Source organism: Bacillus mesophilum, assembly GCF_008923265.1.
GTDB classification, from domain to species: domain Bacteria; phylum Bacillota; class Bacilli; order Bacillales; family Cytobacillaceae; genus Cytobacillus; species Cytobacillus mesophilum.
In genome coordinates, this window is sequence record NZ_WBOT01000014.1 from 1 (window position 1) to 25,301 (window position 25,301).

The following is a 25,301-nucleotide window of genomic DNA, read 5'->3' on the forward strand; positions in this document are numbered from 1 at the left end:
CCGAACGATGATAGCGAGAAGGTCATACCCGTCCCTCCCGAACACGGAAGTTAAGCTTCTCAGCGCCAATGGTAGTTAGGGGCTGTCCCCTTGTGAGAGTAGGACGCTGCCGGGCAACATGGAAAAGCACATCTATATAGATGTGCTTTTTGCGTTTAAAATGGATTGTATTATTTGATATAAAATTAATCTGAAAATCAATATTGAAACCTTATGAAAGTATTTGAGGAGTCGTTACTTTCTTTAATTTAGTTAAGTAATATTTATATTTTGGATTACTTGTGTCAGTAGAAATTAACTCTTTTTCACATTCCGTACAAATAAATGAAGTGTATAAATGTATTCCCCTTACTTTTGCCTGATCACAGATTACGCATACCTTATGATCCTTGCTAGCTAATAGTGTATCCAATTACTCCACCTCCATACACTAATTCTGCCCAAATTTGTTTAACTAAATACAATTTTTAGAAAATTCACAAGCCCAGGATGCTTACATATCCATTGTATGTTAAAAACCAGGGGGCGGTGTATGTCTAACTCAATTTATTCTAATTTGACTTTGGTTTTCTCCTCTTTTGACGAGTGATTTGTTAGAATAGAGAGTGGATTATTAGATATTAAATTCCGGAGTGTTTAAATGGATCAGAATAGATACCCCATATATGAAACATTATTAAGTCATATAAAGATGAAGCCAATTTCGTATCATGTGCCTGGACATAAAAATGGAATGCTTGTACAAGAGATGAGTTGGAATAATCACTTTTCACATATTTTTAAGCTTGATGTAACCGAGTTGAATGGACTAGATGATCTGCATTCTCCAGAAGGAATGATTAAAGAGGCAGAGTTGCTGCTCACTGATTTTTATAGGACAAAGCAGAGTTACTTCTTAGTTAATGGTTCCACTGTCGGCAATTTAGCAATGATCATGGCAGTACTTAAAGAGGATGATGAAGTGCTTGTGCAAAGAAATTGCCATAAGTCAGTTTTAAATGGCATCTCCTTGGCCAAGGCACGACCAGTATTTTTACAGCCCGATTTTTATGAAGATTGGGGAGTGGCAGGAGGGATATCTTCCTCGGTCGTTGAGGAGGCACTTTCTCTTTATCCACATGCAAAAGCCCTCATCCTTACCTATCCTAATTATTATGGGATGATCAATGATTTAGAGTCCATAATAGAGATAGCACATCATAGGAATATACCTGTTCTAATTGATGAAGCACATGGGGCACATTTTGCTGCTGGCAATCACTTTCCGCCATCTGCAGTAAAGCTGAAGGCAGATGCTGTAGTTCAGTCTGCTCATAAAACGCTTCCAGCTATGACAATGGGTGCTTATTTACACATTAATAGTGACAGGATTAATAAAGGCTCTATACGAAAATACTTAAGTATTTTACAGTCGAGCAGTCCTTCCTATCCTATTATGGCTTCTCTCGACTTAGCGAGGCATTATATAGCTTCTTTTACAAAAGAGGATGAACAATATACGTTAGAGAAGATTGCTTCCTTCAGATCAGAGCTTATGAATATTAAAGGGATCAAACTGCAGCAATTCCAAGATGGCAAAGGAGATCCATTAAAAATAACCATCCAATCGGAAACAGCTTTAAGCGGTTTTGAGCTACAGGAGCAGCTTGAAGAAAAGGGAGTATTTACAGAATTAGCTGACCCCTTTAACGTATTATTTGTTTTTCCGCTGCTGAAACAGGGAACAGATTTTCCTATAGAAAAAACAGTTCAGTTAGTAAAAGAGGCTGTTTCACCATATGAAATGATTCGTGAAAAGACTGAGAAACCTAAATTTCGTAAAGCTGCCATTGCAAAATTAGAATTAAATGAAGAACAAATGAAAAAGATGCATTCAACAGAAGTTCCTCTTTCAATGGCTGTTGGTCAAATAAGTGCTCAAATGGTTATCCCATATCCGCCAGGAATCCCTTTATTGTACCCTGGTGAGAAGATTAATGAGGATGATATCAGCCTCTTAAGATTGCTGCTGGAGACAGGCGCAAGATTTCAGCAAGGAGAAAATTTAATAAATGGCTTTATTACTATATATAAATATGAAACATCTGGGGGTTACTAAATGGAAAAAGGGATTTTTATAACAGCAGAAGGTCCTGATGGCGCTGGGAAAACAACCGTCATTACCATGCTGGCTGAAAGCATGAAGGCGGAAGGCTATCAAGTCATGTATACTCGTGAGCCTGGCGGAATTGAAATTGCAGAGCAGATCAGAAGTGTTATACTGGATACAAATAATACGAGCATGGATGCAAGGACAGAAGCGCTTCTTTATGCTGCAGCAAGAAGGCAGCATTTAGTTGAAAAAGTCATACCCGCAATGGAAAAAGGGTATATCATTCTTTGTGACCGCTTTATTGACAGCTCCCTTGCTTACCAAGGATATGCAAGAGGTCTTGGAATGGAAAATGTCCTTACTATTAATCAATTTGCGATTGAAAACATGATGCCATCTTTAACACTATACTTTGATGTGGAGTCAGAGACAGGTCTTGCACGAATAAATCAACATAAAGATAGAGAAGTAAATCGGCTGGATTTAGAGAAACTTCAATTTCATCATTTGGTTAGGGAAGGTTATCATAAACTTGTTCAAGCATATCCAGACAGAATTCAGGTGATTGATGCAGGCAAGTCACTTGAAGAAGTCTTTAGCGAAGCTAAAAAAGCGGTTATTAAAAAAATTTCTGCGCAGTAATACATTCTTTTTTTTACCAGCTCTTTTACATGCTCAAATAATTGCTATAATAAGATAAAGTGATAAGAAATGAAGGGGGATTGCAAGGTGAAGCTCATATTAGCTGTAATTCAAGATCAGGACAGTAATAAACTAATGAATGCATTGGTGGATAATAATTTTAGAGCAACGAAACTCGCAAGCACCGGAGGTTTCTTAAAATCTGGAAATACAACGTTTATGATTGGAACAGAAGATATTCGAGTCGATCGTGCATTACAGATCATAAAAGATAATTGCCAATCAAGGGAGCAATTAGTTGCACCTGTTTCTCCAATGGGTGGGCATGCTGATTCCTATATCCCTTATCCTGTTGAGGTAGAAGTTGGCGGAGCTACCGTGTTTGTACTGCCAGTAGAACAGTTTCACCATTTCTAAAATAGGTGAATCGGGGGTAAATGATGAAAATCAATCAAGAATTGCGCTTGAATTTAGATAAATCAAGACGAGATCATGGTCAGCCAGTTGCATCCTCATCCAGGTTTAATGAACTTGTTCAAAAGCAGGGGCAAAAGATGCAATTTTCACAGCTTCAAGCATTGATGAAGGATATTGATTTAGCAGGTGAACGGCTGGGAAGATCGAGAAATTTTAAAGATATGGCTAAATTTAAAACATTAGTCAAAAATTTTGTTAAAGAAGCAGTTGATTATGGCATGGATCTTAAGCAATCTCACAGCTGGAATGAGATGGGGCAAGGAAGAACGCTTAGAATTGTCGAAACCATTGATAAAGAGCTTGCCTTATTAACAGAAGAAGCATTAAACAAAGAAGGAAAGTCCATTGATCTCCTAGGCAAGATTGGGGAAATTAAAGGACTGCTCATTAATTTATATATGTAAGAGAGTGATTTTTTTGGCACAATCGTGGGAGCAATTACAAGAAATACAGCCTGTTGTCTTAAAAATGCTGAAGAATAGCCTCAATAAGAACCGGCTGGCCCACGCTTATTTATTCGAAGGGATGAAAGGGACAGGGAAAAGGGAAGCCGGTATGCTGCTGGCGAAGAGTCTTTTTTGTCTGCAGCCGCAAGATGTTTATGTCCCATGCGAGCAGTGTGTAAATTGCAAAAGAATATCGGCTGGCAACCATCCTGATGTTCATATGATTGAACCGGATGGGCTATCCATTAAGAAACATCAGATTCAGCAATTGCAGGAAGAGTTCTCTAAGACAGGTGTAGAGTCAAAGAAGAAGGTTTATATTATTGCTGGTGCTGATAAAATGACAGTTAATGCAGCAAATAGCTTATTAAAATTTTTAGAGGAACCTCATGCAGAGACGACTGCCATCCTTTTAACAGAACAATTGCAGCAAATGCTGCCCACCATTTTATCACGATGTCAAATTGTAACCTTCAAGCCACTATCTCCTATAAGAGTTGTCGAGCAGCTTGTAGAACGCGGGATTGATCCCCTGTTAGCGCCTTTACTTGCACAGATGACGAATAATTTAGAAGAAGCTTTGGCATTAAGTGGAGATGATTGGTTTGTACAAGCAAGAAAAATAGTGTTAAAATTATATGAAGCACTTAGGAAAAACCCTCTTGAAACCATGGTCGCTCTTCAGGAGAGCTGGTTTTTGCACTTTAAAGAAAAAGAACAGTGTGATAGAGGCTTAGACTTACTACTTCTTTTATTAAGAGATTTATTATATATTCAGCTTGGCAAGTGGAAGCAGGTCGTTTTTCTAAATGAAAAACAGCGTTTAGAAATGTTTGCGCTGCAATCATCAAGCAAAAGGCTGACTGAGCAGATGAGTGCCGTGTTAGAAGCAAAGAGAAAATTGCACGCAAATATGAACACACAGCTTTTAATGGAACAGCTTGTGTTAAAAATGCAGGAGGGATCTACATTTGTATGATGTAACAGGAGTTCGCTTTAAAAAAGCGGGCAAAATCTATTATTTTGATCCCGGAGAACTTCCTATACAAAAGGACGACTATGTTATTGTCGAAACGGTTAGAGGTGTCGAATATGGCAAGGTGGTCATCGCTCCTAAAAAGGTCGATGAGCATGATGTTGTACTGCCTTTAAAAAAGGTCCTCCGTATAGCTGATCAAAAGGATCAAATGATTGTTGAAGAGAACAAAGAGGCAGCTGCTGAAGCATACGAGGTTTGCTGTGAGAAAGTAAGCACCCATCAACTAGATATGAAGCTAGTTGATGTAGAATATACATTTGACCGCAATAAGGTTATTTTTTATTTTACAGCAGACGGAAGAGTCGATTTTCGTGAGCTTGTAAAGGATCTTGCGGCTATCTTTAGAACAAGAATCGAATTAAGACAAATTGGCGTACGGGATGAGGCAAAAATGCTGGGCGGCATCGGTCCTTGCGGAAGAATGCTCTGCTGTTCCACATTTTTAGGCGACTTTGATCCAGTATCCATCAAAATGGCGAAAGATCAGAATTTGTCTCTAAATCCTACGAAAATATCTGGACTTTGCGGCCGTTTAATGTGCTGCCTAAAATATGAGAATGATGAGTATGAAGCAGCAAAAGAGCAGCTGCCAGATATCGGAGAATGGATTGAAACACCTGAAGGCCACGGCAAAGTAGTAGGTTTAAATATTCTTGAACGAATTCTGCAAGTAGATGTTAAGGAGCAGGAACGCGTCCTTGAATTTACACTCGAAGAAATTACGAAACAACAAGGTGCTGTATCGGCTCAATCCACAGATTAATGAGGTGGAATGCTTGGATAAAAAAGAGATATTTGATTCAGTCATTAACATGGAAACGCAAATTGGCCAGTTGTATCAGCAGCTTGGAGAGCTAAAACAGCATTTGGCAGAAATATTAGAAGAGAACAATGCACTAAAGCTAGAAAACGAGCATTTACGTCGCCATATGAACAGCACAGTTGCAAAAGGTGCATCTCAGAAGAAAAAAGCAAAGAACGAACCTGAGACAGATGCAGAGAAGCTGGATAAGCTTTTGGATGTTGGTGAAGGCTATGATAATCTTGCACGACTTTATCAGGAAGGCTTTCACATTTGTAACCTTCATTTTGGCAGTCCTAGAAAAGAAGGAGATTGTCTATTTTGCCTATCTTTTCTTAATAAAAAGTAGTGTGATTACCTTCCTGTTATTAGGAAGGTTTTTTTTACAAATGGCAGTTATATAGTTAAAAACCCGGAGGATTTAAATAATGGAATTTTTAAAGGGCGATGAACGCCTGGATTATCTGCTGGCGGAAGATTTAAGAATTATCCAAAGCCCATCTGTGTTTTCTTTTTCATTAGACGCAGTGCTGCTGTCCCGTTTTGTTTATGTGCCGATTCAAAAAGGCAAACTGATTGATTTATGCAGCGGAAATGGAGTAGTTCCGCTTTTTTTAAGTGCGAGAACAAAAGGAACGATTACAGGAGTGGAAATTCAAGAACGCCTTTATGATATGGCGGTTAGAAGTATAAAATATAATGAGTTAGAAGATCGCCTTGATATGATTCATGGTGACCTGAAAGATATGCCGGCTCAGCTTGGATATGGGAACTATGATGTGGTAACATGCAACCCTCCATATTTTCCAACACCATCTAATGAAGAAATAAATGAAAATGAACATCTTGCCATAGCCAGGCATGAAATTTATTGTACATTGGAAGATACAATCAAAGTATCCAGCCAGCTCGTAAGACAAGGCGGCAAAGTTGCTTTTGTGCACCGGCCTGGCAGACTAATGGATATCATAACGCATATGAGAGCCTATCAGCTTGAACCAAAGCGGATCCGCTTTGTATACCCGAAAGCAGGGAAGGAAGCCAATACGTTATTGATTGAAGCAATCAAGCATGGAAAGCCAGACCTCAAAATTCTGCCTCCTTTAATCGTTTATGATCAAAATAATGAATACACGGCAGAGGTGCGTGAGCTTTTATATGGAGACAACTAGCCATTACTTCTATGTTCTGCATTGTCGGGATGGAAGTCTATATGCTGGATATACAAATGATATAGCAAGAAGAGTAAAACAGCATAATGAAGGAAAAGGGGCCAAGTACACAAGAGGAAGAGGCCCGGTAGAGCTTGTCTTTTCACAGGCATTTGATAATCAGGGAGATGCCTTGAGGGCAGAATATCAATTTAAACAGCTTTCACGGCAAAAAAAGCTTCATTTTATAAAGCAGACTGCGTCTATTTCGTGAACGGGGATGGCGCTTATACATAATAGAAGACGGGTGAGATTGATGCAACAGCAAAAAAGCTTTCATAATGAAGAACAGAAAGGTATCCTTTATTTAGTTCCAACACCAATAGGAAATTTAGAGGATATGACGTATAGAGCAGTCCGCATTATGAAAGAAGCAGATTTTATCGCGGCAGAGGATACGAGAAATACTAAAAAGCTTTGCAACTACTTTGAAATGACAACGGCGCTGATCAGTTATCATGAACATAATAAGGAAGCGAGCGGGCAAAAAATTGTGGAAAAGCTTAAAGAAGGCTTGAAGATTGCTCTTGTAAGTGATGCCGGTATGCCTGCCATTTCTGACCCTGGCTATGAATTAGTGGCAGCTGCACTGGAAGAGAATATTACAGTTGTTCCACTGCCAGGGGCAAATGCTGGTCTAACTGCACTAATCGCTTCGGGTATTGCCACACAGCCTTTTTACTTCTATGGCTTTTTAGATCGTCAGAAAAAGGTAAAAAGAAAGCAGCTGAGTGAATTGGCAAACATGGAATCAACCATGATTTTTTATGAGGCACCACACCGTTTGAAGGAAACACTGATAATTATGGAAGAACAACTGGGAGATCGGCAAGTTGTTTTATGCCGTGAGTTAACGAAGAAATATGAAGAATTTATTAGAGGAAGCTTGTCAGAAGCGGTACAATGGGCAAAAACAGAAGAAGTTCGCGGTGAATTCTGTGTAATTGTTGAAGGCGGTGTGCCAGAAGAAAAGGATGCTGCAGCATGGTGGGACCAGATGACAATAGTGGAGCATGTAGAGCACTATATTAATATGAAGGAACTCGCTGTAAAGGATGCAATTAAACAGACAGCCTTAGACCGGCAAATGGCAAAAAGGGATATTTACCAAGCCTATCATGTTGAAGATCAATGATTGTGGTGGAAAATCTCTCTTGCAGAATAAAGAAAAAGCTTCTCAATGTGTTGAGAAGCTTTTTTATCATTATTTAGATGTTTCAAAGTTGTTTTGAATTTCTTGTAAAAGCTGTTCAGCACCTTCACGGCTTAAAATTAATTTACCGCCAGCTAAAGCAAGGTTATCATCAGAAACTTCACCAGTTACTTGGCAAGTCATGTTAGGCTTGTATTTTTTAAGAATGATTTTTTCGTCATCCACATAAATTTCAAGAGCATCTTTTTCTGCGATTCCTAGTGTGCGACGCAATTCAATCGGAATTACCACGCGGCCAAGCTCATCAACTTTACGAACAATACCTGTAGATTTCATTTATTGTTTCTCCTCTCAAATCTCCAATTAATTTATGTTTATCTCTCTATGTTTCGTCATTATTCGACAAAATTCTCTATATTTATATGATACCAGCCATTACCATATTCGTCAATTACTTTATAATGTTTTTATGTGGAAAATTTAGTTAGTCTGGTAAAGGTTGATATAGAGCGGATTTTATTAAAAAAATCTTGAATTAAGTATATATTTATTCCAGTTTATTATCAATCAAATAGTTTTAATTAAAGATAAATATTTTTTAATTCGACAAATTTCTACATTTGCAGGATGGTTTGTCGAACAGGATTTTTAAGTCAATTAGATGTCAAAAAGATAAAACGTTATAGTGCAAGGCTCTTTATAGGATCTTTCCTTGCACAATTTCTTATTTTTAGGTATATTTTGTTGATATAAGAGGTAATGCTGACGAGTGTAATAATAAAAAAATTTTGTACTGCAAGCTGGAAATAATGAAGAAGAATTTTCGGTGCTAGAGCATAAGAAGAGGGCCGCTTATCATAATAGCGCGTACTTTAGCGCATCTCTGACCATACTGTGCTTCCGCTATTCTTAATTCATCGATATGATAAGGAAGTTCCTTCGTTTCCCGTCTTTTCGGACGGGATTTTTTTGAAAGATGATCGGTAACTTCAAATGGCAAACCTCGTCAGGTTATAGCCAAATAAAATGTTTGGTTCCCTGTCCGTCAGGGTGATCTTCATTAATAGGAGGTAATAGGAATGGAAGAAAAATTAAAGACGTTTTATTTAACAACGCCGATTTACTATCCAAGCGGAAATCTACATATAGGGCATGCATACACTACCGTTGCAGGTGATGCAATGGCTCGTTATAAGCGTTTGCGCGGTTTCGATGTTATGTATTTAACGGGAACAGATGAACATGGTCAGAAAATCCAGGAAAAAGCAGAGGAAAAGGGTGTTACGCCGCAAGCATATGTAGATGAAATTGTGGCTGGCATTCAATCACTCTGGAAGAAGCTTGATATTTCTTATGATGATTTTATTCGAACTACACAGGACCGCCATAAGCAAATTGTAGAAAAAATCTTCTCGCAGCTTTTAGAGCAAGGCGATATATACTTGGGAGAATATGAAGGCTGGTATTGTACGCCGTGTGAATCTTATTTTACTGAACGCCAGCTTGTAGATGGAAAATGCCCTGACTGCGGCAGAGACGTTCATAAAGTTAAGGAAGAATCTTACTTTTTCAAAGTGAGCAAGTATGCTGACCGCCTGCTGAAATATTATGAGGAAAATCCAAGCTTTATTCAGCCTGAATCGCGTAAAAATGAAATGATTAATAACTTTATTAAACCTGGTCTGGAGGACTTGGCTGTTTCAAGAACAACGTTTGACTGGGGTGTGAAAGTTCCCGAAAATCCAAAGCATGTTGTATATGTTTGGATTGATGCTTTGTCAAACTATATAACAGCTCTAGGTTATGGAACAGAGGATGACCGGAAATATTTAAACTATTGGCCAGCAGATGTTCATCTGGTTGGGAAGGAAATTGTCCGCTTCCATACTATTTATTGGCCGATTATGCTGATGGCTCTAGACTTGCCGCTGCCTAAAAAAGTTTTTGCCCACGGCTGGCTTCTAATGAAAGACGGTAAAATGTCTAAATCAAAAGGAAATGTTGTGGATCCAGTTACATTAATTGATCGGTATGGTCTAGATGCGCTTCGCTATTACTTGCTTCGTGAAGTTCCTTTTGGAGCGGATGGAGTATTCACACCTGAAGGCTTTGTTGAGAGGATTAATTTTGACTTAGCCAATGATTTAGGGAATCTTCTTAACCGTACTGTTGCGATGATCAATAAATACTTTGATGGTGTCATCCCAGCCTATAATGGGTCTACTGGTGAATTCGATCAGCTACTTCTTCAAATGAATGAAGAAACGGTAGAAAAGTATGAAGCAGCAATGGAGAAAATGGAGTTCTCTGTAGCTTTAACAGCCTTATGGCAGCTTGTTAGCAGAACCAATAAATACATTGATGAAACAAAACCATGGGCCCTTGCAAAAGAAGAAGGAAAGAAAGAAGAGTTAGGCACTGTGATGTATCACCTTGCTGAATCTTTGAGAAGAATTGCTGTCCTTCTACAGCCTTTCCTTACACAAACACCGGTTAAAATCTTTAATCAGCTGAATGTTAATAACCCAGAACTGACATCTTGGGAAAGTCTCGACGGTTTTGGAAAAATTTCTGCTGAAACAAAGGTTGAGAAGGGAGAACCGATCTTCCCTCGTTTAGAACTAGAAGAGGAAGTTGGTTATATTAAGGAAAAGATGCAAGGAAGCACTCCTGCTCCGGAAGAGAAGGAAACGGAAGAGAAAACAGAAGATAAGCCGGACAGTGAAGAAATTACGATCGATGATTTTATGAAGGTCGATTTGCGTGTTGCCCAGGTTATTCAAGCTGAACCTGTTAAAAAAGCTGATAAGCTCTTAAAGCTGCAGCTGGATTTAGGATATGAAAAGCGTCAAGTTGTCTCAGGAATCGCTCAGTTTTATAAACCAGAAGATTTAGTTGGCCGAAAAGTCGTTTGTGTAACGAATTTGAAGCCAGTAAAATTGCGCGGTGAATTGTCAGAGGGAATGATTCTTGCTGGAAGTAAGGATGGAGAATTATCTCTTGCAACAATTGCCGAGGCATTGCCGCTTGGTGCACGGGTAAAATAAATCTATTTTTCATTAGGACATAGAAGAGCCGCTGTTTTTCAGCAGGCACTTCTATGTTTTCTTACAATTATAGAAGTAATTATCACTTGGAACTGAATTGTTACAAAAAATAAAAATTCACGAAATCGCTCTGAACAAACTATAAAATTTATCGGAAAAAGGTTTATTAGAATATTAACTTCATTTAGTTGAGTTAGCCTTTTCTTAATATTTATATGTTTCACATTTGAAAGAGCAATTGACTATATTTTGAAGGATAAAATCTTTTATATTCTACTATAGTAAAAATTGCTGTTATACAATTGAAACAATTGTTATGGAATTTAAAAATATGACAATAAGGGGAATTCTTATGTTTTTTGATACACATGTACATTTAAATGCTGAGCAATTTGAAGATGATGTACAAGAGGTAATTGACCGGGCAGTAGAAGAAGGTGTCACAAATATGGTCGTTGTAGGTTTTGATCGCCCGACCATTACGAGGGCAATGGAGCTTGTTGAAAAATATGACTTCTTATATGCGAGTGTCGGATGGCATCCTGTCGATGCAATTGATATGACTGATGAAGATCTCCTTTGGATTGAAGAGCTTTCTGCTCATTCAAAAGTAGTTGCTTTAGGAGAGATGGGACTCGATTACCATTGGGATAAATCACCAAAGGAAATACAAAAAGAAGTGTTTCGCAAGCAGATTCGTCTTGCTAAAAAAGTGGGACTGCCAATCGTCATCCATAATCGTGAGGCAACAGCGGATATTGTGGCGATTTTAAAAGAAGAAGAAGCAGCAGAAGTGGGAGGCATCATGCATTGCTTTAGCGGAAGTGCAGAAACGGCACAGGAATGTGTGGAAATGAACTTTCTCATCTCATTAGGCGGACCTGTAACATTTAAAAATGCGAAGAAGCCAAAAGAGGTAGCTGAGGTCATCCCCCTGGAAAAATTATTGATTGAAACAGACTGCCCGTTTTTAGCGCCACACCCGTACCGCGGCAAACGCAACGAACCGAGTTATGTGACTCTTGTAGCACAGCAAATTGCTGAGATTAAAGAAGTTCCTGTACATGAAGTTGCAAAAGCTACAACGGACAACGCAAAAAAACTATTCGGCATAAATTGATAGCAAAGGCTGTCGATATTTGGATAAGCTTGTCCGATTTTTTTCTAATTCTAAAAAGTTCTACATGTCTCATTGTCAACATAGGATAACCATGTCGATAACTCTCTCTTTTCTTTCTCTTTCTTTTTTTGCATAATAGGATATACGTTATCAGGCAAGTTTGTAAAATAAGGGAATTTAGGCGTTGATCTGACGGAGATTTACAATCTGGAGGTGAAAATGAAGGATTCACTTTTGCTGATTTTTGCTTTCAAAGCTGGAGTTTTTTCGTGGAAAGGAGGAGCCCAACCGGTCTTCTATACCTATTTTAATGAAAGATGAACTTTTCCTTTAAAAATCTGGATCAAACGCCCAAACCTTTCAAACTGGAAAAGAGAAAGAGTTGACAGCCTGAAAGATTGTCTATATAATCACTCCGAGAGAAAAGGAGGCGTTTTTCATCGTGATACAAAACATGAAAAACCTGTTATCCGAGTCTTTGAGTAAAAAAAAGCTGGCCATTATTTCTGCTAGTTTTATAGTATTTGCAGCAGCCTTTGGATTTGTTATTTTTGAAATGACAAAAAAGTCCGTTGTGCTGAAGCTTGATGGCCGTGAAGAAATCATCAAAACACATGCAGATACCATCAATGAAATATTTGATGATATGGATATAACATTACGCTCAGAAGATTACGTGTTTCCCTCGGTTAACACAAAGGTTGAGAATGATTTAGAAGTAATATGGAATCCTGCTAACGAGATTGAACTTGTGAATGGCAGTGAGACGAAATCCGTTTGGTCCGCAGCTGAAACAGTTGGTGAGTTCCTAAAGGAACAAAATATCGAGATCACAGAGCATGACCAGGTAGAACCAAAGCAGGATGAAAAGATTACAGGAACTACAGCAATACAGATTGAAAAGGCATTTTCTTTAACCCTGGCAAATGGCGGGGAAGAAAAGAAGGTTTGGTCAACTTCGACTACGGTCGCTGACTTTTTATCACAGCAGGGTATTGAGCTGAAAGAATTAGATCGTGTTGAGCCAAATTTGGAAGAGACAGTCAAAGCAGATGACACTATAAAAGTCATTCGAGTTGAAAAAGTCACCGATGTAGTGGAAGAACCAATTAATTTTGCAGTTGTGACAAAAAAGGATGACAGCTTGAACAGAGGATCTGAGAAAGTTGTTACACAGGGTCAAGAAGGTCTAATATCAAAACAATTCGAGATCATTAAAGAGAATGGGAAAGAAATTTCCCGTAAGCTGATAAGCGAGAAAACGCTCAAAGAAAAACAAGATAAAGTGGTTGCAGTCGGTACAAAAGTAGCTGCTGCAACGAAGGTTGTCTCTCGCGGCAGTGCACCTGCTGGCGGTAAAGAGATGTATGTCAGCTCTACTGCTTATACGGCAGGGTGTAATGGCTGTTCCGGCTATACAGCTACGGGCATTAACTTAAAAGCGAACCCGAATCTGAAGGTAATCGCAGTTGATCCTAGTGTCATTCCATTAGGCACAAAGGTATATGTTGAAGGATATGGCTACGCAGTGGCTGCTGATACAGGCTCTGCGGTTAAAGGAAACAAGATTGATGTTTTCTTTGCTAATAAATCTGATGCCTATCGCTGGGGACGAAAATCTGTCAAAATAAAAATATTGAATTAACCACATTGCAGGGGATTTTAATCCTCTGCTTTTTTATGCTTTTCGAAGGATAAGCTTTATGCGCGAGGTCATTGCTTTCTTTTGTTTCCTTATATTTTCATATATAATAAATTGCATTGGAAAAAAATCTTTGTATATATATAGACGATTCACATTACAAAAATGTTTCATTTATTTTTCAATTATTTTATTTTTTAAATTTTAAAGAGGAGCATTTATGAAAATCAAAGAAATTATTGTCGTAGAGGGCAAGGACGACACTGTTGCTATAAAAAGAGCCCTTGAGGCTGATACTATTGAGACAAATGGCTCTGCCGTTAATAAAGATACGCTGGAAAGAATTAAACATGCCCAGGAAGCAAGAGGAGTTATTGTACTTACAGATCCTGATTTTCCTGGTCAAAAGATCCGTCAAATCATCAGTGAATACGTTCCAAACTGCAAGCATGCGTTTATTGAGAAAAGCGCAGCAATTGAAAAGCTGGGCAGAGGAGTAGGAGTCGAGCATGCATCACCAGACGTCATCCGTGAGGCACTGAAGCATGCTCATGTGATGACCCAAATCGTACAAATAGACATTACACAGGATGATTTACTTGAAGCAGGACTGATTGGCGGTCCTGGGGCAAAGGAGCGCCGTGAGAAGCTGGGCAGGCTGCTGAAGATTGGCTATACGAATGGAAAACAGCTTCATAAAAGGCTTACCATGTTTTCTGTGAAGAAGGAAGATTTTGAACGTGCGATAGAAGCAATCAGCCAGGAGGATAATCATGAATAAAGATATAGCGACACCGGTTAGAACGAAGGCGATCCTAGATAAATATGGCTTTTCTTTTAAAAAGAGTCTGGGTCAGAACTTCTTAATTGATACGAATATATTGAAGCGGATTGTTGATCATGCGGAACTAACGGAAACTTCAGGTGCTATTGAAATTGGTCCAGGCATTGGCGCGCTGACAGAACAGCTGGCACGAAGAAGCGCCAAAGTGCTTGCATTTGAAATTGATCAGCGGCTGCTGCCAATTCTGGAAGATACATTGTCTCCATACGAAAATAAAAAAATTATTAATAGTGACATATTAAAAGCGGATGTACATAAGGCAATTGCAGAAGAATTTGCTGGTTTAGATGATATTATGGTGGTTGCAAACCTCCCGTATTATGTTACAACTCCGATTATTATGAAACTGCTTGAGGATAAGCTGCCCATCAGAGGTATTGTATGTATGCTGCAAAAAGAAGTGGCAGACCGTATAGCGGCTAAACCTGGTACAAAGGATTATGGCTCCCTATCCATTGCGATACAGTATTATACGGTAGCTGAAACGGTAATGATCGTTCCGAAAACGGTTTTTATGCCACAGCCTAATGTTGATTCAGCTGTCATTCGCCTGATAAAAAGAGCGGCACCTGCTGTTACAGTGAAAAATGAAGAGTTTTTCTTTTTTGTGACAAGAGCAAGTTTTGCTCAAAGACGAAAGACGCTGCTCAATAATTTAACAAGTCAGCTTCCGAACGGAAAAGAGAAGAAAGAGCAAATTATTTCTGCATTGGAACAAGTAGAAATTGATCCTGGCAGAAGAGGAGAGACCCTTTCAATTGAGGAATTTGGAAAGCTAAGTGATGCCCTTTACCCCCATTTTGTGGGTCAGCTGTAAGGAAGTCTGTTTTAAAAAGCCTGCTTTTTTTGCAGGCTTTTTTTATCTTAATCTATGATGAATGCTGCCGGAAAAAGCATGTGAAGAGCGCTCGCAGCTGCTTGAAACAAGTCCGTGGTTAATTGTTATCTTTGAAAGGAATGATTCGGCGGGAAGAATCATTTAAACATTATTTTTAAAAGGAGAAGCCTGAAGGAACGAGTAAAAGAGGTGATCTGGGAATGACTGAATCCATTCATTTCTGTTCATCAATATTAAAAGGCATACCCGTCCTTAATACTCCTCTTGTTTCAATACCCCCAATTCCTCTTTCGCCGGTCAAGGTATTTCGGAGGACATCCCATACATTAATTCTCTCCATAAAGGGTGTGTAGCTTATTTTGGCTACAATATAGACTGGATCAAGGGCATGTATGTTGACTCTTGAAGGAGAGCTGGCAAAGTTTGCTCCAGCATGAATAAGAGACTCAAAATGAGATTGGCATGCTCCGGCAAATATGACAAGCTGATCTAAATGCGGAACTTTTTTGCGGGCTTCTCTTACTGTCTGTACAAAATGTTTTGAATGTCTGTATGCGTTAATATCTGTTTTGCTGCCTTTTGCTTTTGAATAAGCATCATGGCCCGTAATGACAAGAATATCAGGTCTATAATACTCAACAAGCTCACCGATCTTTAGAGGCATTTCTTTTTCTGTTGAATGTATACCAGTGACGGGAACACCGATTTTTTCATATAAGGACAAGCACTTCTTTAAATAAGCAGGATCGCCATCAAGATGAAGAACTTTACCTGGCAGCTGAAAATAGTTATATGATTTGCTGTAGCTGTCTGTTGCAGCATATTCCTGCTTCTGCTTAATCAGATCAACATCCTGGCGGAATAAATGGTACGATTGCTCTTCAAGAGAACGGTATTCCTGTTCTTTTCTCATCCGGTCCGGAGCACTAATCATAATTAAATCTTCATAAGGTGCATCAGCAATTAAGCGAACATCCTCTCCATACAAAATGGCCAGCTTCTGTCCGCCTTCTTCTTTAATATCGATGACGCGAAACATAATATCACAATTGTATGATACCCTCCCGACGATATCCATCATATTTATAGTCAAATGTCGTCACTCCAATTAGGCATTTCGTTACAATAACGTTTCTGACATAAACTATGCACTTGGCTTATGACTTGTGCCTGCAAAGTCAAAGGCAGAAGCTCTGCTGCGAATTTAATATAAAAAAATCTAAAAAAGTGTACATATTCACTTTGCTGATGGGATATCCTAAGAAATGTTGAAATTCAACAGAAAAAGTAGAAAAAAATATATTGACATACATTTTAAAATCCTGTTATAATTTATATTTTTATTTGACTATTTTGTGTCAGCGTGATATACTTTACATAGTGAGGTGGACCGAATGGCAAAAACATTAACGGATATTAAGAAAGCTCTTGATTCAAATCTTGGAAAAAGGCTATTGCTGAAAGCAAATGGCGGACGGAGAAAGACGATCGAGCGTTCAGGCGTTTTAGCTGAAACATATCCATCAGTATTCGTCATTGAGCTAGACCAGGATGAAAATGCATTTGAACGTGTATCATACAGCTATGCGGATATACTGACAGAAACGGTTCAAATTACCTTCTATGATGACACATCAGGACATGTTGCTTTAAGCTGACATTAAATAATGGCTACATCTGAAGCAGTGAACATGGTTTGCTGCTTTTTGCTTTGCCTTTTTATAGAATAGATCTATTGGAGAAAATAGCCTCTTATGAAAACAGAGCCGTGTTTCATACTAATAATATCGCAGTGTGAAAAAGGAGAGGTTATCTGTGGCTAGAAGAAGAGGAATCATGTCGTATCGGCTGAAAGAAGAAATTGCAAAGGAACTTGGCTTTTATGATACAGTTCAAAAAGAGGGCTGGGGCGGCATTAAAGCTAAGGATGCCGGCAATATGGTAAAAAGAGCAATTGAAATTGCGCAGCAAAATCTTCAGGACAATCGCTAGATATCTCTAGGCTTCACTTTCACAGTATTACATCACAATAGCACTGCGATGATAGCCGGAGCTCTCTGCTCCGGCTTATCTTAGAATAAAACACCTGAAAAATGAACCAGTAATACGGAACGAATATGTTATATTAGATAGTTGCTGGTGCAAAAATGAATAATAATTTTTAATAATATGGTTTCACAGGTCTTACGATATTCGTTTTGTGGTAAAATAGGACAAAAAATGGAGATGCTGATTTACTCAAAAAGGAGTGCAGCAGGACCTATAGGATTTCAATCTGCAAACGGCAATTGCGGATTCATTTTATAAAGTAGGTGGAGATTTTGAAGCTTTTGGTGAAGGCCCCGGCGAAGATTAATTTATCATTGGATGTACTACATAAGCGTGATGATGGATATCACGAAGTAGAAATGATTATGACAACCATTGATTTAGCCGACCGGCTTGAGTTAACACTATTGGAAAAAGACGAAATTCGAATTATATCCCATAATCGTTTTGTTCCAGATGATCATAGGAATTTAGCATATCAGGCAGCGATGCTGTTAAAGGAACGATTTCAGGTAAAGCAGGGTGCCAGTATCACAATTGAAAAAATGATTCCGGTTGCAGCTGGGCTGGCAGGCGGCAGCAGTGATGCAGCGGCAGCGCTGAGAGGTTTAAACAAGCTGTGGAACCTTGGTTTAAGCTTAGATGAATTGGCAGTGCTTGGTGCTGAAATCGGTTCTGATGTATCTTTTTGTGTATATGGAGGTACCGCTTTAGCTACGGGAAGAGGAGAGATGATCCGTCAGCTAGAAGCACCGCCGACATGCTGGGTTATCCTTGCAAAGCCTTTTATAGGGGTGTCTACGGCAGATGTGTACCGTAAGCTGGATTTAGACGGTGTAAAGCATCCGCAGACGGAAGCGATGATTCAAGCAATTGAAAATGACGATTATGAGAAGGTATGTCAGCATCTTGAAAATGTTTTAGAAACAGTAACATTAAAAATGCATCCTGAAGTCGCTCAAATCAAAGATCAGATGAAGCGTTTCGGGGCGGATGCGGTCTTAATGAGCGGCAGCGGTCCGACTGTTTTTGGACTTGCTCACCATGATTCGCGGATGCACCGTGTATATAATGGTCTGCGTGGATTTTGTGATCAGGTTTTTGCGGTTAGAATGCTGGGAGAACGACATACGCTTGATTAAATCCGTATATTAATGATATATTACTGTTAAAATATTCGGATTTAACAGGAGGGCCAATGATGAAGTTTCGCAGAAGTGAACGTTTAATAGATATGACGAATTATTTATTAGAGCATCCGCATCAGCTGGTATCCTTAACCTACTTCTCAGAGAGATATGGATCTGCCAAATCCTCTATTAGCGAAGACTTAGCTATCATAAAAGAGACCTTCGAACATAGAGGTATTGGGACTCTGCAAACCGTGCCGGGTGCTGCTGGCGGGGTGAAATATCAAGTGAGAATGACGGAAGAGGATGCACAGCCAATTATCAATCAGCTTTGTGAGCTGATTGCCAGTCCTAATAGGCTGCTTCCGGGCGGTTATCTTTATATGACAGATATTCTTGGGGATCCTATGATTGTTAAACAGGTAGGACGGTTATTCGCCTCGGCATATGCGGATAAAGAGATAGATGTCGTCATGACTGTCGCCACAAAAGGAATTGCATTAGCGTATGCTGTTGCCAACTATTTGAATGTCCCAGTAGTGATTGTGAGACGGGATAGCAAGGTAACAGAAGGATCTACCGTTAGTATTAATTATGTATCAGGCTCCGCCAAAAGAATTCAGACAATGGTCCTATCGAAAAGAAGTCTTGAAGAAGGTTCAAGGGTTCTGATTGTTGATGACTTCATGAAGGCAGGCGGGACAGTTAACGGAATGATTAGCATGCTGGAGGAGTTCAATGCAGCGCTTGTCGGCATTGCGGTTTTAGTAGAGGCGGAAAAAGCAGAGGAAAGACTAGTGGATGATTATTTATCTTTAGTCAGGCTTTCAGATGTCGATGTGAAAGAAAAGAAAATCAATGTGACACATGGCAACTATTTTACCAATAAACAAGTGGAGGGAAAGTCATGAAAATCATTCAAACAAATGAAGCACCAGCTGCAATTGGACCCTATTCACAGGGGATTACAGTCAATAATCTCTTTTACAGTTCCGGGCAAATTCCTCTAAATGCTGATGGAGTGATGGTCGAGGGTGATGTAAAAGTTCAGACTCATCAGGTATTCAAAAACTTGCAGGCTGTTCTTCAGGCGGCAGGCGCTTCACTTGAAACCGTTGTGAAGGCAACTGTTTTTATTAAAAATATGGATGATTTCGCTAGCATCAACGAAGTATACGGTGAGTATTTCCACACGCATAAACCGGCGCGTTCTTGTGTCGAGGTAGCGCGGCTCCCAAAAGATAGCTTAGTAGAGATCGAAGTCATTGCGCTGGTTAAATAGAATATAAGCCATAGTGAAGAAGCATCCGAAAATATACGGATGCTTTTTATTATGAGTTCAAATTTAAAAAAAGAAAACATCCGGGATTGGATATTAATGGTTTAAGTGTAGTGGAAGGAATGTGGGCGCTGATCGGCACGTCATGCAGAAAGTGCGTGTCTCGCAGTGTAAATCGACCTGCTTTTCTTATATTAAAAAGCAACAAAGTCTGCAAGAACGGCCTCCTGAAGGAGAGTTTTCGGGACTATATGACATGAAACCTGTCTATTTCATTACTTAGGCCTAATTATTCAAAAAATTTTTTCTATAAAAGGAGGAATAATGCAAAATGGTGTTGAATGTTAATAAATAGGATTTTATCTACTGGAAAAGGTGGTGAACATAGTGGAAGTAACTGACGTAAGATTACGCCGTGTAAATACGGATGGACGGATGAGAGCGATTGCCTCTATTACACTGGACCATGAATTTGTTGTTCATGATATTCGGGTGATTGATGGGAATAATGGCTTATTCGTTGCAATGCCGAGTAAACGCACCCCGGATGGAGAGTTCAGGGACATTGCTCACCCTATTAATTCCGGAACCCGCGGTAAAATCCAAGAAGCGGTCTTAGCAGAATATCACCGTTTAGGTGAGTTAGAAGTAGAGTTTGAAGAAGCTGGAGCTTCCTAGAAAGAGAGTCCAACAAGAGCCTGCTATGTAAAGTAGGGCTCTTTTTTATTTATAAAAATGTGCCTCTCTAAAGCAACCCCACCATTATATACCCTTACCAAATCTTGTTAAACATACCCCGGCAGAAAAAGTTATGTAATTGTTCAACATTCAAATTGGGCTTTCCAGTATGATTAAATAGCAGGTTCAAATTTAGTAAAAGTCCTTTTTATTTATGACATGCCAATGAAGCGAATCATCATGGATTAATATGGAAGATTGAGTATGCTTGTACAATTAAGAGGGAAATATCCTGTAAAATATAACTACTTACACGAGATTCCTTGAAATCAGCCTCTATTTAAGATATATTCTTAATGGATAAAAAGGTGAAATTGGAGGCTATTAAATGTCTAATCGATACGCGGTCATTTTAGCCGCAGGTCAAGGGACAAGAATGAAATCAAAATTATATAAAGTCCTGCATCCTGTGTGCGGAAAACCGATGGTTCAGCATGTTGTTGATCAAGTTGCGAAGCTTGATATCCAAGATATTGTTACGATTACTGGGCATGGAGCTGAAAAAGTAAAAGCTCAATTAGGCGCTAAAAGTGTATATGCCCTGCAGGAAGAGCAGTTAGGTACAGCTCATGCTGTTATGCAAGCAGCAGATCATCTGGAGAACAAAGAGGGTGTCACAATTGTTGTTTGCGGAGATACGCCTCTAATTAAAGCGGAAACGATGGAAGCGCTTTTTGCTCATCATGAAAAAACAAACGCAAAAGCAACAGTGCTGACGGCTTTTGCAGAGAATCCTGCTGGATATGGCCGCATTGTTCGTAATAGTCAAGGTCATGTAGAGAAGATTGTCGAGCATAAAGATGCTTCTGAGGAAGAATTAAAGTTACAGGAAATCAATACAGGCACGTATTGTTTCGATAATGCAGCATTATTTACCGCACTAAAGAAAGTTAAAAATGATAATGTTCAAGGGGAATATTATTTACCGGATGTCATCGAAATATTAAAAACAGAAGGTGAAATTGTAACAGCCTTTGGTACAAATGATTTTGAAGAGACTTTAGGTGTAAATGACCGTGTAGCATTAGCTCAGGCGGAATTGTTTATGAAGAATCGGATCAATGAATATCATATGCGTGCTGGTGTGAGTTTGATTGATCCATCCAATACTTACATTGGTTCAGATGTTGAAATTGGTTCAGATACGGTTATATATCCTGGTACGGTGATTAGCGGAGAAACAAAAATTGGTTCAGATTGTACAATAGGCCCTAATTCGCATCTGGAAAATTGTGAAATTGGTGATAGAACGGTTATTCGCCAATCTGCGGCTTTTGATAGCCAGATCGGCTCAGATGTTCAGATTGGACCATTTGCGCATATTCGCCCGCAATCAAATGTTCATGATGAAGTGAAGATCGGCAATTTTGTCGAAATTAAAAAATCTGTTATTGAAAAGGGCAGCAAGGTATCCCATTTAAGCTATATTGGTGATGCTGAGGTCGGTAAAGATGTAAATATCGGCTGTGGAGCAATCACAGTAAATTATGACGGGAAAAATAAGTTCCTGACAAAAATAGAAAATGGCGTATTTATCGGCTGCAATTCCAACCTGGTTGCACCAGTGACAATTGGAGAAGGCGCATATGTTGCAGCAGGTTCAACCATTACTGAGGATGTTCCTGGAGAGGCGCTGTCTATTGCGCGCGCTCGTCAAGTGAATAAAGAGAATTATGTACAAAAGCTAGATATCAAGAAATAAAAAAACACGGAGGCACAGGCATGTCGAATCAGTATTTAGATCCAAATTTAAAGGTTTTCAGTTTAAATTCAAACAAAGCATTGGCCGAGGAAATTGCCAAATTTATTGGCGTTGAATTGGGGAAATGCTCTGTTACCCATTTTAGTGATGGTGAAATTCAAATAAACATTGAAGAAAGTATTCGCGGCTGTGACGTATATGTCATTCAATCAACAAGCGCTCCTGTTAACGAACATTTAATGGAACTGCTTATTATGATTGATGCATTAAAACGCGCTTCTGCTAAGACGATTAATATTGTTATGCCTTATTATGGCTATGCGCGCCAAGACCGCAAAGCTAGAGCACGTGAACCAATTACGGCGAAGCTTGTGGCGAATCTGCTTGAGACAGCAGGTGCGACTCGTGTCATTACTTTAGATCTGCATGCTCCGCAAATTCAAGGTTTCTTTGATATTCCGATTGACCACTTAATGGGCGTGCCAATTCTAGCAGAGTACTTTAAGAATAAAGACCTGCAAGGCGATGTTGTCATCGTTTCTCCTGACCACGGCGGAGTAACACGTGCCCGCAAAATGGCAGACCAGCTGAAAGCACCGATTGCGATTATCGATAAACGCCGTCCAAAGCCAAATGTGGCTGAGGTAATGAATATTGTTGGTAATATTGATGGCAAGATTGCTATCTTAATTGACGATATTATTGATACAGCTGGAACAATCACATTAGCTGCTAATGCATTAGTAGAAAATGGCGCTGCTGAAGTATATGCTTGCTGCAGTCATCCAGTATTATCAGGACCTGCAATTGAAAGAATTGAGAACTCTAAGATTAAAGAACTGGTCGTAACGAACTCAATCGCTTTGCAGGAAGAAAAGAAAACAGGTAAAGTTGTTGAGCTGTCTGTAGCATCACTTATTGGTGAAGCTATTATCCGTGTCCATGAAGAACAGTCTGTAAGTGTATTGTTCGATTAATATTTTTTGTTAGGCCTGCTAAACGAAAGCAGGTCTAACTGTATTATAGGAAAATTGCCGCTCCAGCCTATATAGTTCTACTTTTCTGCTTCCCGCTGTGCTGATCTTATAAACTAAAACGTTTAGACTTCCTCTTTTTAGGGCATTTTTTATATAGAAAGTCATTCAATATACAAGAGGAAGGGGATCATTATGGCAGTAACATTAGAAGCAAAAAAACGAAGTGAATTTCGTCATTCATCGCTTACGAAAATTAGGCATGAAGGGAATATCCCAGCAGTTGTATATGGGCAAAAAGTGGAGAGTACACCGATTTATTTAAGTGAGTCTGACTTTATCAAAACGATTAAGGAAGTAGGGCGGAATGGTGTATTCTCATTAAATGTTGATGGCAAGAAACATGAAGTCATGTTAACGGAATATCAAACAAATTCATTGCGTAATAATATTGTGCATGTAGACTTTCTAGCAGTCGATATGTCGAAGGAAATTACGGCAGAGGTAAGAGTCAATTTGGTCGGCGATGCACAAGGCGTGAAAGATGGCGGTGTTATGCAGCAATCACTGCATGAAGTTTCCGTAACAGCTACTCCAAATGAAATTCCTTCTTCAGTTGATGTGGAAGTAACAGATTTACAAGTGAACGAGACCATTACGGTTGCTGATCTTAAGACAAGCCGTTCTTATTCGCTCAACCATGATGCTGAAGAAGTCATCGCTTCCATTCTTCCGCCTAAACAGGAAGAAGAAATAAACAGCGGTGAGCAGCAGGAGGAAGGTACGCCTGAGCAAGAAGAAGGAAGAGAAACAGAAAGCGAGTAAAAAGAATAACTTTTATACTTGCCAAAAGCTGGCTGCATTACGATGTTAGGCCAGCTTTTGCTTTTTCTTTATGACGAGTTAAATTAGCATTGCGGCTAATTTAGTAACTTCTAACATGCCGTCTGGTGCTGACAGCTGCCATCACTAGATTAAGAAGCAGGTGAAGTGAAGATGAAATTATTTGTTGGCCTTGGAAATCCAGGCAAACCATATGAACATACAAGGCATAATATCGGTTTTGAAGTGATTGATCACTTGGCTGTTAAGCTTGGTATTACATTAGATCAGGCAAAGTTTAAAGGTGTTTATGGATTTGGAATTGTTAACGGAGAAAAAGTTTTTTTATTAAAGCCGCTTACATATATGAATTTATCTGGCGAATCCATCCGTCCGCTTATGGATTACTATGGGATTGAAGATGATGAATTAACCGTCATTTATGATGATCTTGATTTGCCTGTCGGAAAAATTCGTCTCCGCCAGAAAGGAAGCGCCGGCGGGCATAATGGAATTAAATCGACAATTGCCCATCTTGGCACCATGCAATTTAATCGAATTCGAGTAGGAATTGATCGTCCCCCAGCGGGCATGAAGGTTCCTGATTATGTGCTGGGTAAATTTTCTTCTGAGGAACAGCAGGAATTACAAAGCGTAATCGAGAAATGTGTAAACGCATGTGAAGCTGCCATTAAGGAGCCTTTCTTACAAGTGATGAATCAGTTTAATCAATCTTAAATACATCATAAGCATATAAAATGAATAAGCTAGTTAACACATTTAACTTTTTGCCCATCTTGTGTCCTTGTGTCCCTTTAATTGATTGAATAACTTCCTTTCTGAACGTCCATAATAGGGATATGTACGGATAGGAGGGGCTTTAATGGCTATTCATTATCATTGCCGTCATTGCGGCGCAAAGCTTGGCTCTATTGATTCCATGTCTGTTCAAACAGAGCAGCTCGGATTTCACAAATTAAATGATGAAGAGCGTCAAGATATGCTGATGTACGATTCTGCGGGGAATGTGCAGGTTAAGGCGATTTGTGAGGACTGCCAAGAATCTCTAGAACGCAACCCGGATTACCATCAGCAGGATTTTCTTATTCACTAACGCTTTGGGCCGTTTTGTCCAAAGCATTTTTCTATTTGCATTTATAGTATTTTTTTAATAGTTTATGGGTTTGGTGAACCCTTTCGTTATGGATAAAATGAGATTAATTTCGTATCGCTTCGACACGGCCATATTTTTAG

29 protein-coding genes and 1 rRNA gene are annotated in these 25,301 nt (G+C 39.2%); 27 read left to right on the top strand and 3 right to left on the bottom strand.

Annotated features, from left to right (window positions below):
* A 5S ribosomal RNA gene (rrf, locus tag F7732_RS21700) occupies positions 1-115 on the top strand.
* 96 nt (positions 116-211) lie between these two features.
* On the opposite strand, the gene F7732_RS21705 is transcribed toward rrf, so the two are convergent.
* The gene (locus F7732_RS21705) at positions 212-412 is read right to left on the bottom strand and encodes a sigma factor G inhibitor Gin (RefSeq protein WP_151576114.1); all 201 of its coding nucleotides are present in this window, start codon (positions 410-412) and stop codon (positions 212-214) included.
* Positions 413-640: 228 nt separating this feature from the next.
* Here F7732_RS21705 and F7732_RS21710 point away from each other — a divergent pair, with 228 nt between their 5' ends.
* The 10 genes from F7732_RS21710 to rsmI all read left to right on the top strand — a co-directional run bounded on the left by F7732_RS21710 (position 641) and on the right by rsmI (position 7,844).
* The gene (locus tag F7732_RS21710) at positions 641-2,098 is read left to right on the top strand and encodes an aminotransferase class I/II-fold pyridoxal phosphate-dependent enzyme (protein WP_151576115.1); all 1,458 of its coding nucleotides are present in this window, start codon (positions 641-643) and stop codon (positions 2,096-2,098) included.
* Positions 2,099-2,734 carry a dTMP kinase gene (tmk, locus tag F7732_RS21715; protein ID WP_151576116.1) on the top strand — a complete coding sequence of 212 codons (636 nt, stop codon included), beginning with the start codon at positions 2,099-2,101 and terminating at the stop codon, positions 2,732-2,734.
* An 87-nt stretch (positions 2,735-2,821) separates the two neighbouring features.
* A complete protein-coding gene (locus F7732_RS21720; protein ID WP_066441809.1) occupies positions 2,822-3,151 on the top strand; it encodes a cyclic-di-AMP receptor in 330 nt (109 codons plus the stop codon).
* A gap of 23 nt (positions 3,152-3,174) precedes the next feature.
* Positions 3,175-3,615 (top strand): YaaR family protein, encoded by a 441-nt coding sequence (locus F7732_RS21725; RefSeq protein WP_151576117.1) that lies wholly within the window; start codon positions 3,175-3,177, stop codon positions 3,613-3,615.
* A 13-nt stretch (positions 3,616-3,628) separates the two neighbouring features.
* A complete protein-coding gene (gene holB / locus F7732_RS21730; RefSeq protein ID WP_151576118.1) occupies positions 3,629-4,636 on the top strand; it encodes a DNA polymerase III subunit delta' in 1,008 nt (335 codons plus the stop codon).
* A complete protein-coding gene (locus F7732_RS21735; RefSeq protein WP_151576119.1) occupies positions 4,629-5,459 on the top strand; it encodes a PSP1 domain-containing protein in 831 nt (276 codons plus the stop codon). The genes holB and F7732_RS21735 overlap by 8 nt, the downstream gene beginning before the upstream one ends.
* Before the next feature lie 13 nt (positions 5,460-5,472).
* Positions 5,473-5,847, top strand: coding sequence for a DNA replication initiation control protein YabA (yabA, locus tag F7732_RS21740; protein WP_151576120.1), 375 nt, complete (start codon positions 5,473-5,475; stop codon positions 5,845-5,847).
* Positions 5,848-5,926: 79 nt separating this feature from the next.
* Positions 5,927-6,670 carry a tRNA1(Val) (adenine(37)-N6)-methyltransferase gene (locus tag F7732_RS21745; RefSeq protein WP_151576121.1) on the top strand — a complete coding sequence of 248 codons (744 nt, stop codon included), beginning with the start codon at positions 5,927-5,929 and terminating at the stop codon, positions 6,668-6,670.
* Positions 6,657-6,923 (top strand): GIY-YIG nuclease family protein, encoded by a 267-nt coding sequence (locus F7732_RS21750; RefSeq protein WP_151576122.1) that lies wholly within the window; start codon positions 6,657-6,659, stop codon positions 6,921-6,923. Before F7732_RS21745 ends, F7732_RS21750 begins: the two co-directional genes overlap by 14 nt.
* Positions 6,924-6,965: 42 nt before the next feature.
* Positions 6,966-7,844 (top strand): 16S rRNA (cytidine(1402)-2'-O)-methyltransferase, encoded by an 879-nt coding sequence (rsmI, locus tag F7732_RS21755; protein ID WP_151576123.1) that lies wholly within the window; start codon positions 6,966-6,968, stop codon positions 7,842-7,844.
* 69 nt (positions 7,845-7,913) lie between these two features.
* Here the strand turns inward: rsmI and F7732_RS21760 are convergent, their stop codons facing one another.
* Positions 7,914-8,198: an AbrB/MazE/SpoVT family DNA-binding domain-containing protein gene (locus F7732_RS21760; RefSeq protein WP_080843541.1), complete on the bottom strand. Its 285-nt coding sequence runs from the start codon at positions 8,196-8,198 to the stop codon at positions 7,914-7,916.
* Positions 8,199-8,941: 743 nt separating this feature from the next.
* Here F7732_RS21760 and metG point away from each other — a divergent pair.
* The 5 genes from metG (at position 8,942) to rsmA (ending at position 15,332) form a co-directional block, all read left to right on the top strand.
* Positions 8,942-10,909 (top strand): methionine--tRNA ligase, encoded by a 1,968-nt coding sequence (metG, locus tag F7732_RS21765; RefSeq protein WP_151576124.1) that lies wholly within the window; start codon positions 8,942-8,944, stop codon positions 10,907-10,909.
* Between the two features lie 352 nt (positions 10,910-11,261).
* On the top strand, positions 11,262-12,029 hold the full coding sequence (locus tag F7732_RS21770) for a TatD family hydrolase (protein ID WP_151576125.1): 768 nt from the start codon (positions 11,262-11,264) through the stop codon (positions 12,027-12,029).
* 454 nt (positions 12,030-12,483) lie between these two features.
* The gene (locus tag F7732_RS21775; RefSeq protein ID WP_151576160.1) at positions 12,484-13,674 is read left to right on the top strand and encodes a G5 and 3D domain-containing protein; all 1,191 of its coding nucleotides are present in this window, start codon (positions 12,484-12,486) and stop codon (positions 13,672-13,674) included.
* Between the two features lie 217 nt (positions 13,675-13,891).
* Positions 13,892-14,452, top strand: coding sequence for a ribonuclease M5 (rnmV, locus tag F7732_RS21780; RefSeq protein WP_151576126.1), 561 nt, complete (start codon positions 13,892-13,894; stop codon positions 14,450-14,452).
* Positions 14,445-15,332 (top strand): 16S rRNA (adenine(1518)-N(6)/adenine(1519)-N(6))-dimethyltransferase RsmA, encoded by an 888-nt coding sequence (rsmA, locus tag F7732_RS21785; RefSeq protein WP_151576127.1) that lies wholly within the window; start codon positions 14,445-14,447, stop codon positions 15,330-15,332. Before rnmV ends, rsmA begins: the two co-directional genes overlap by 8 nt.
* Positions 15,333-15,567: 235 nt before the next feature.
* On the opposite strand, the gene yabG is transcribed toward rsmA, so the two are convergent.
* Positions 15,568-16,446, bottom strand: coding sequence for a sporulation peptidase YabG (gene yabG / locus F7732_RS21790; protein ID WP_151576128.1), 879 nt, complete (start codon positions 16,444-16,446; stop codon positions 15,568-15,570).
* Between the two features lie 301 nt (positions 16,447-16,747).
* Between yabG and veg the strand changes: the two genes are divergently transcribed.
* The 11 genes from veg (at position 16,748) to F7732_RS21845 (ending at position 25,161) form a co-directional block, all read left to right on the top strand.
* Positions 16,748-17,011 (top strand): biofilm formation stimulator Veg, encoded by a 264-nt coding sequence (gene veg / locus F7732_RS21795; RefSeq protein ID WP_080843547.1) that lies wholly within the window; start codon positions 16,748-16,750, stop codon positions 17,009-17,011.
* A 157-nt stretch (positions 17,012-17,168) separates the two neighbouring features.
* The gene (locus F7732_RS21800; protein WP_066441781.1) at positions 17,169-17,345 is read left to right on the top strand and encodes a small, acid-soluble spore protein, alpha/beta type; all 177 of its coding nucleotides are present in this window, start codon (positions 17,169-17,171) and stop codon (positions 17,343-17,345) included.
* Positions 17,346-17,674: 329 nt separating this feature from the next.
* On the top strand, positions 17,675-18,544 hold the full coding sequence (gene ispE / locus F7732_RS21805) for a 4-(cytidine 5'-diphospho)-2-C-methyl-D-erythritol kinase (protein WP_151576129.1): 870 nt from the start codon (positions 17,675-17,677) through the stop codon (positions 18,542-18,544).
* Positions 18,545-18,603: 59 nt separating this feature from the next.
* Positions 18,604-19,443 carry a pur operon repressor gene (gene purR, locus F7732_RS21810; protein WP_151576130.1) on the top strand — a complete coding sequence of 280 codons (840 nt, stop codon included), beginning with the start codon at positions 18,604-18,606 and terminating at the stop codon, positions 19,441-19,443.
* Positions 19,440-19,814, top strand: a complete 375-nt coding sequence (locus F7732_RS21815; protein WP_066441766.1) for a RidA family protein — start codon at positions 19,440-19,442, stop codon at positions 19,812-19,814. The genes purR and F7732_RS21815 overlap by 4 nt, the downstream gene beginning before the upstream one ends.
* 384 nt (positions 19,815-20,198) lie before the next feature.
* Entirely contained in the window at positions 20,199-20,489 is a 291-nt protein-coding gene (spoVG, locus tag F7732_RS21820) for a septation regulator SpoVG (RefSeq protein ID WP_009336662.1), read from the top strand.
* Positions 20,490-20,877: 388 nt separating this feature from the next.
* Entirely contained in the window at positions 20,878-22,251 is a 1,374-nt protein-coding gene (gene glmU / locus F7732_RS21825) for a bifunctional UDP-N-acetylglucosamine diphosphorylase/glucosamine-1-phosphate N-acetyltransferase GlmU (protein ID WP_151576131.1), read from the top strand.
* Between the two features lie 20 nt (positions 22,252-22,271).
* On the top strand, positions 22,272-23,228 hold the full coding sequence (locus tag F7732_RS21830) for a ribose-phosphate diphosphokinase (RefSeq protein ID WP_066441758.1): 957 nt from the start codon (positions 22,272-22,274) through the stop codon (positions 23,226-23,228).
* Between the two features lie 192 nt (positions 23,229-23,420).
* Positions 23,421-24,050, top strand: a complete 630-nt coding sequence (locus tag F7732_RS21835) for a 50S ribosomal protein L25/general stress protein Ctc (protein WP_151576132.1) — start codon at positions 23,421-23,423, stop codon at positions 24,048-24,050.
* 171 nt (positions 24,051-24,221) lie between these two features.
* Positions 24,222-24,785, top strand: coding sequence for an aminoacyl-tRNA hydrolase (gene pth, locus F7732_RS21840; RefSeq protein WP_151576133.1), 564 nt, complete (start codon positions 24,222-24,224; stop codon positions 24,783-24,785).
* A gap of 145 nt (positions 24,786-24,930) precedes the next feature.
* Positions 24,931-25,161, top strand: coding sequence for an anti-sigma-F factor Fin (locus F7732_RS21845; protein WP_151576134.1), 231 nt, complete (start codon positions 24,931-24,933; stop codon positions 25,159-25,161).
* Positions 25,162-25,301 lie beyond the last annotated feature (140 nt).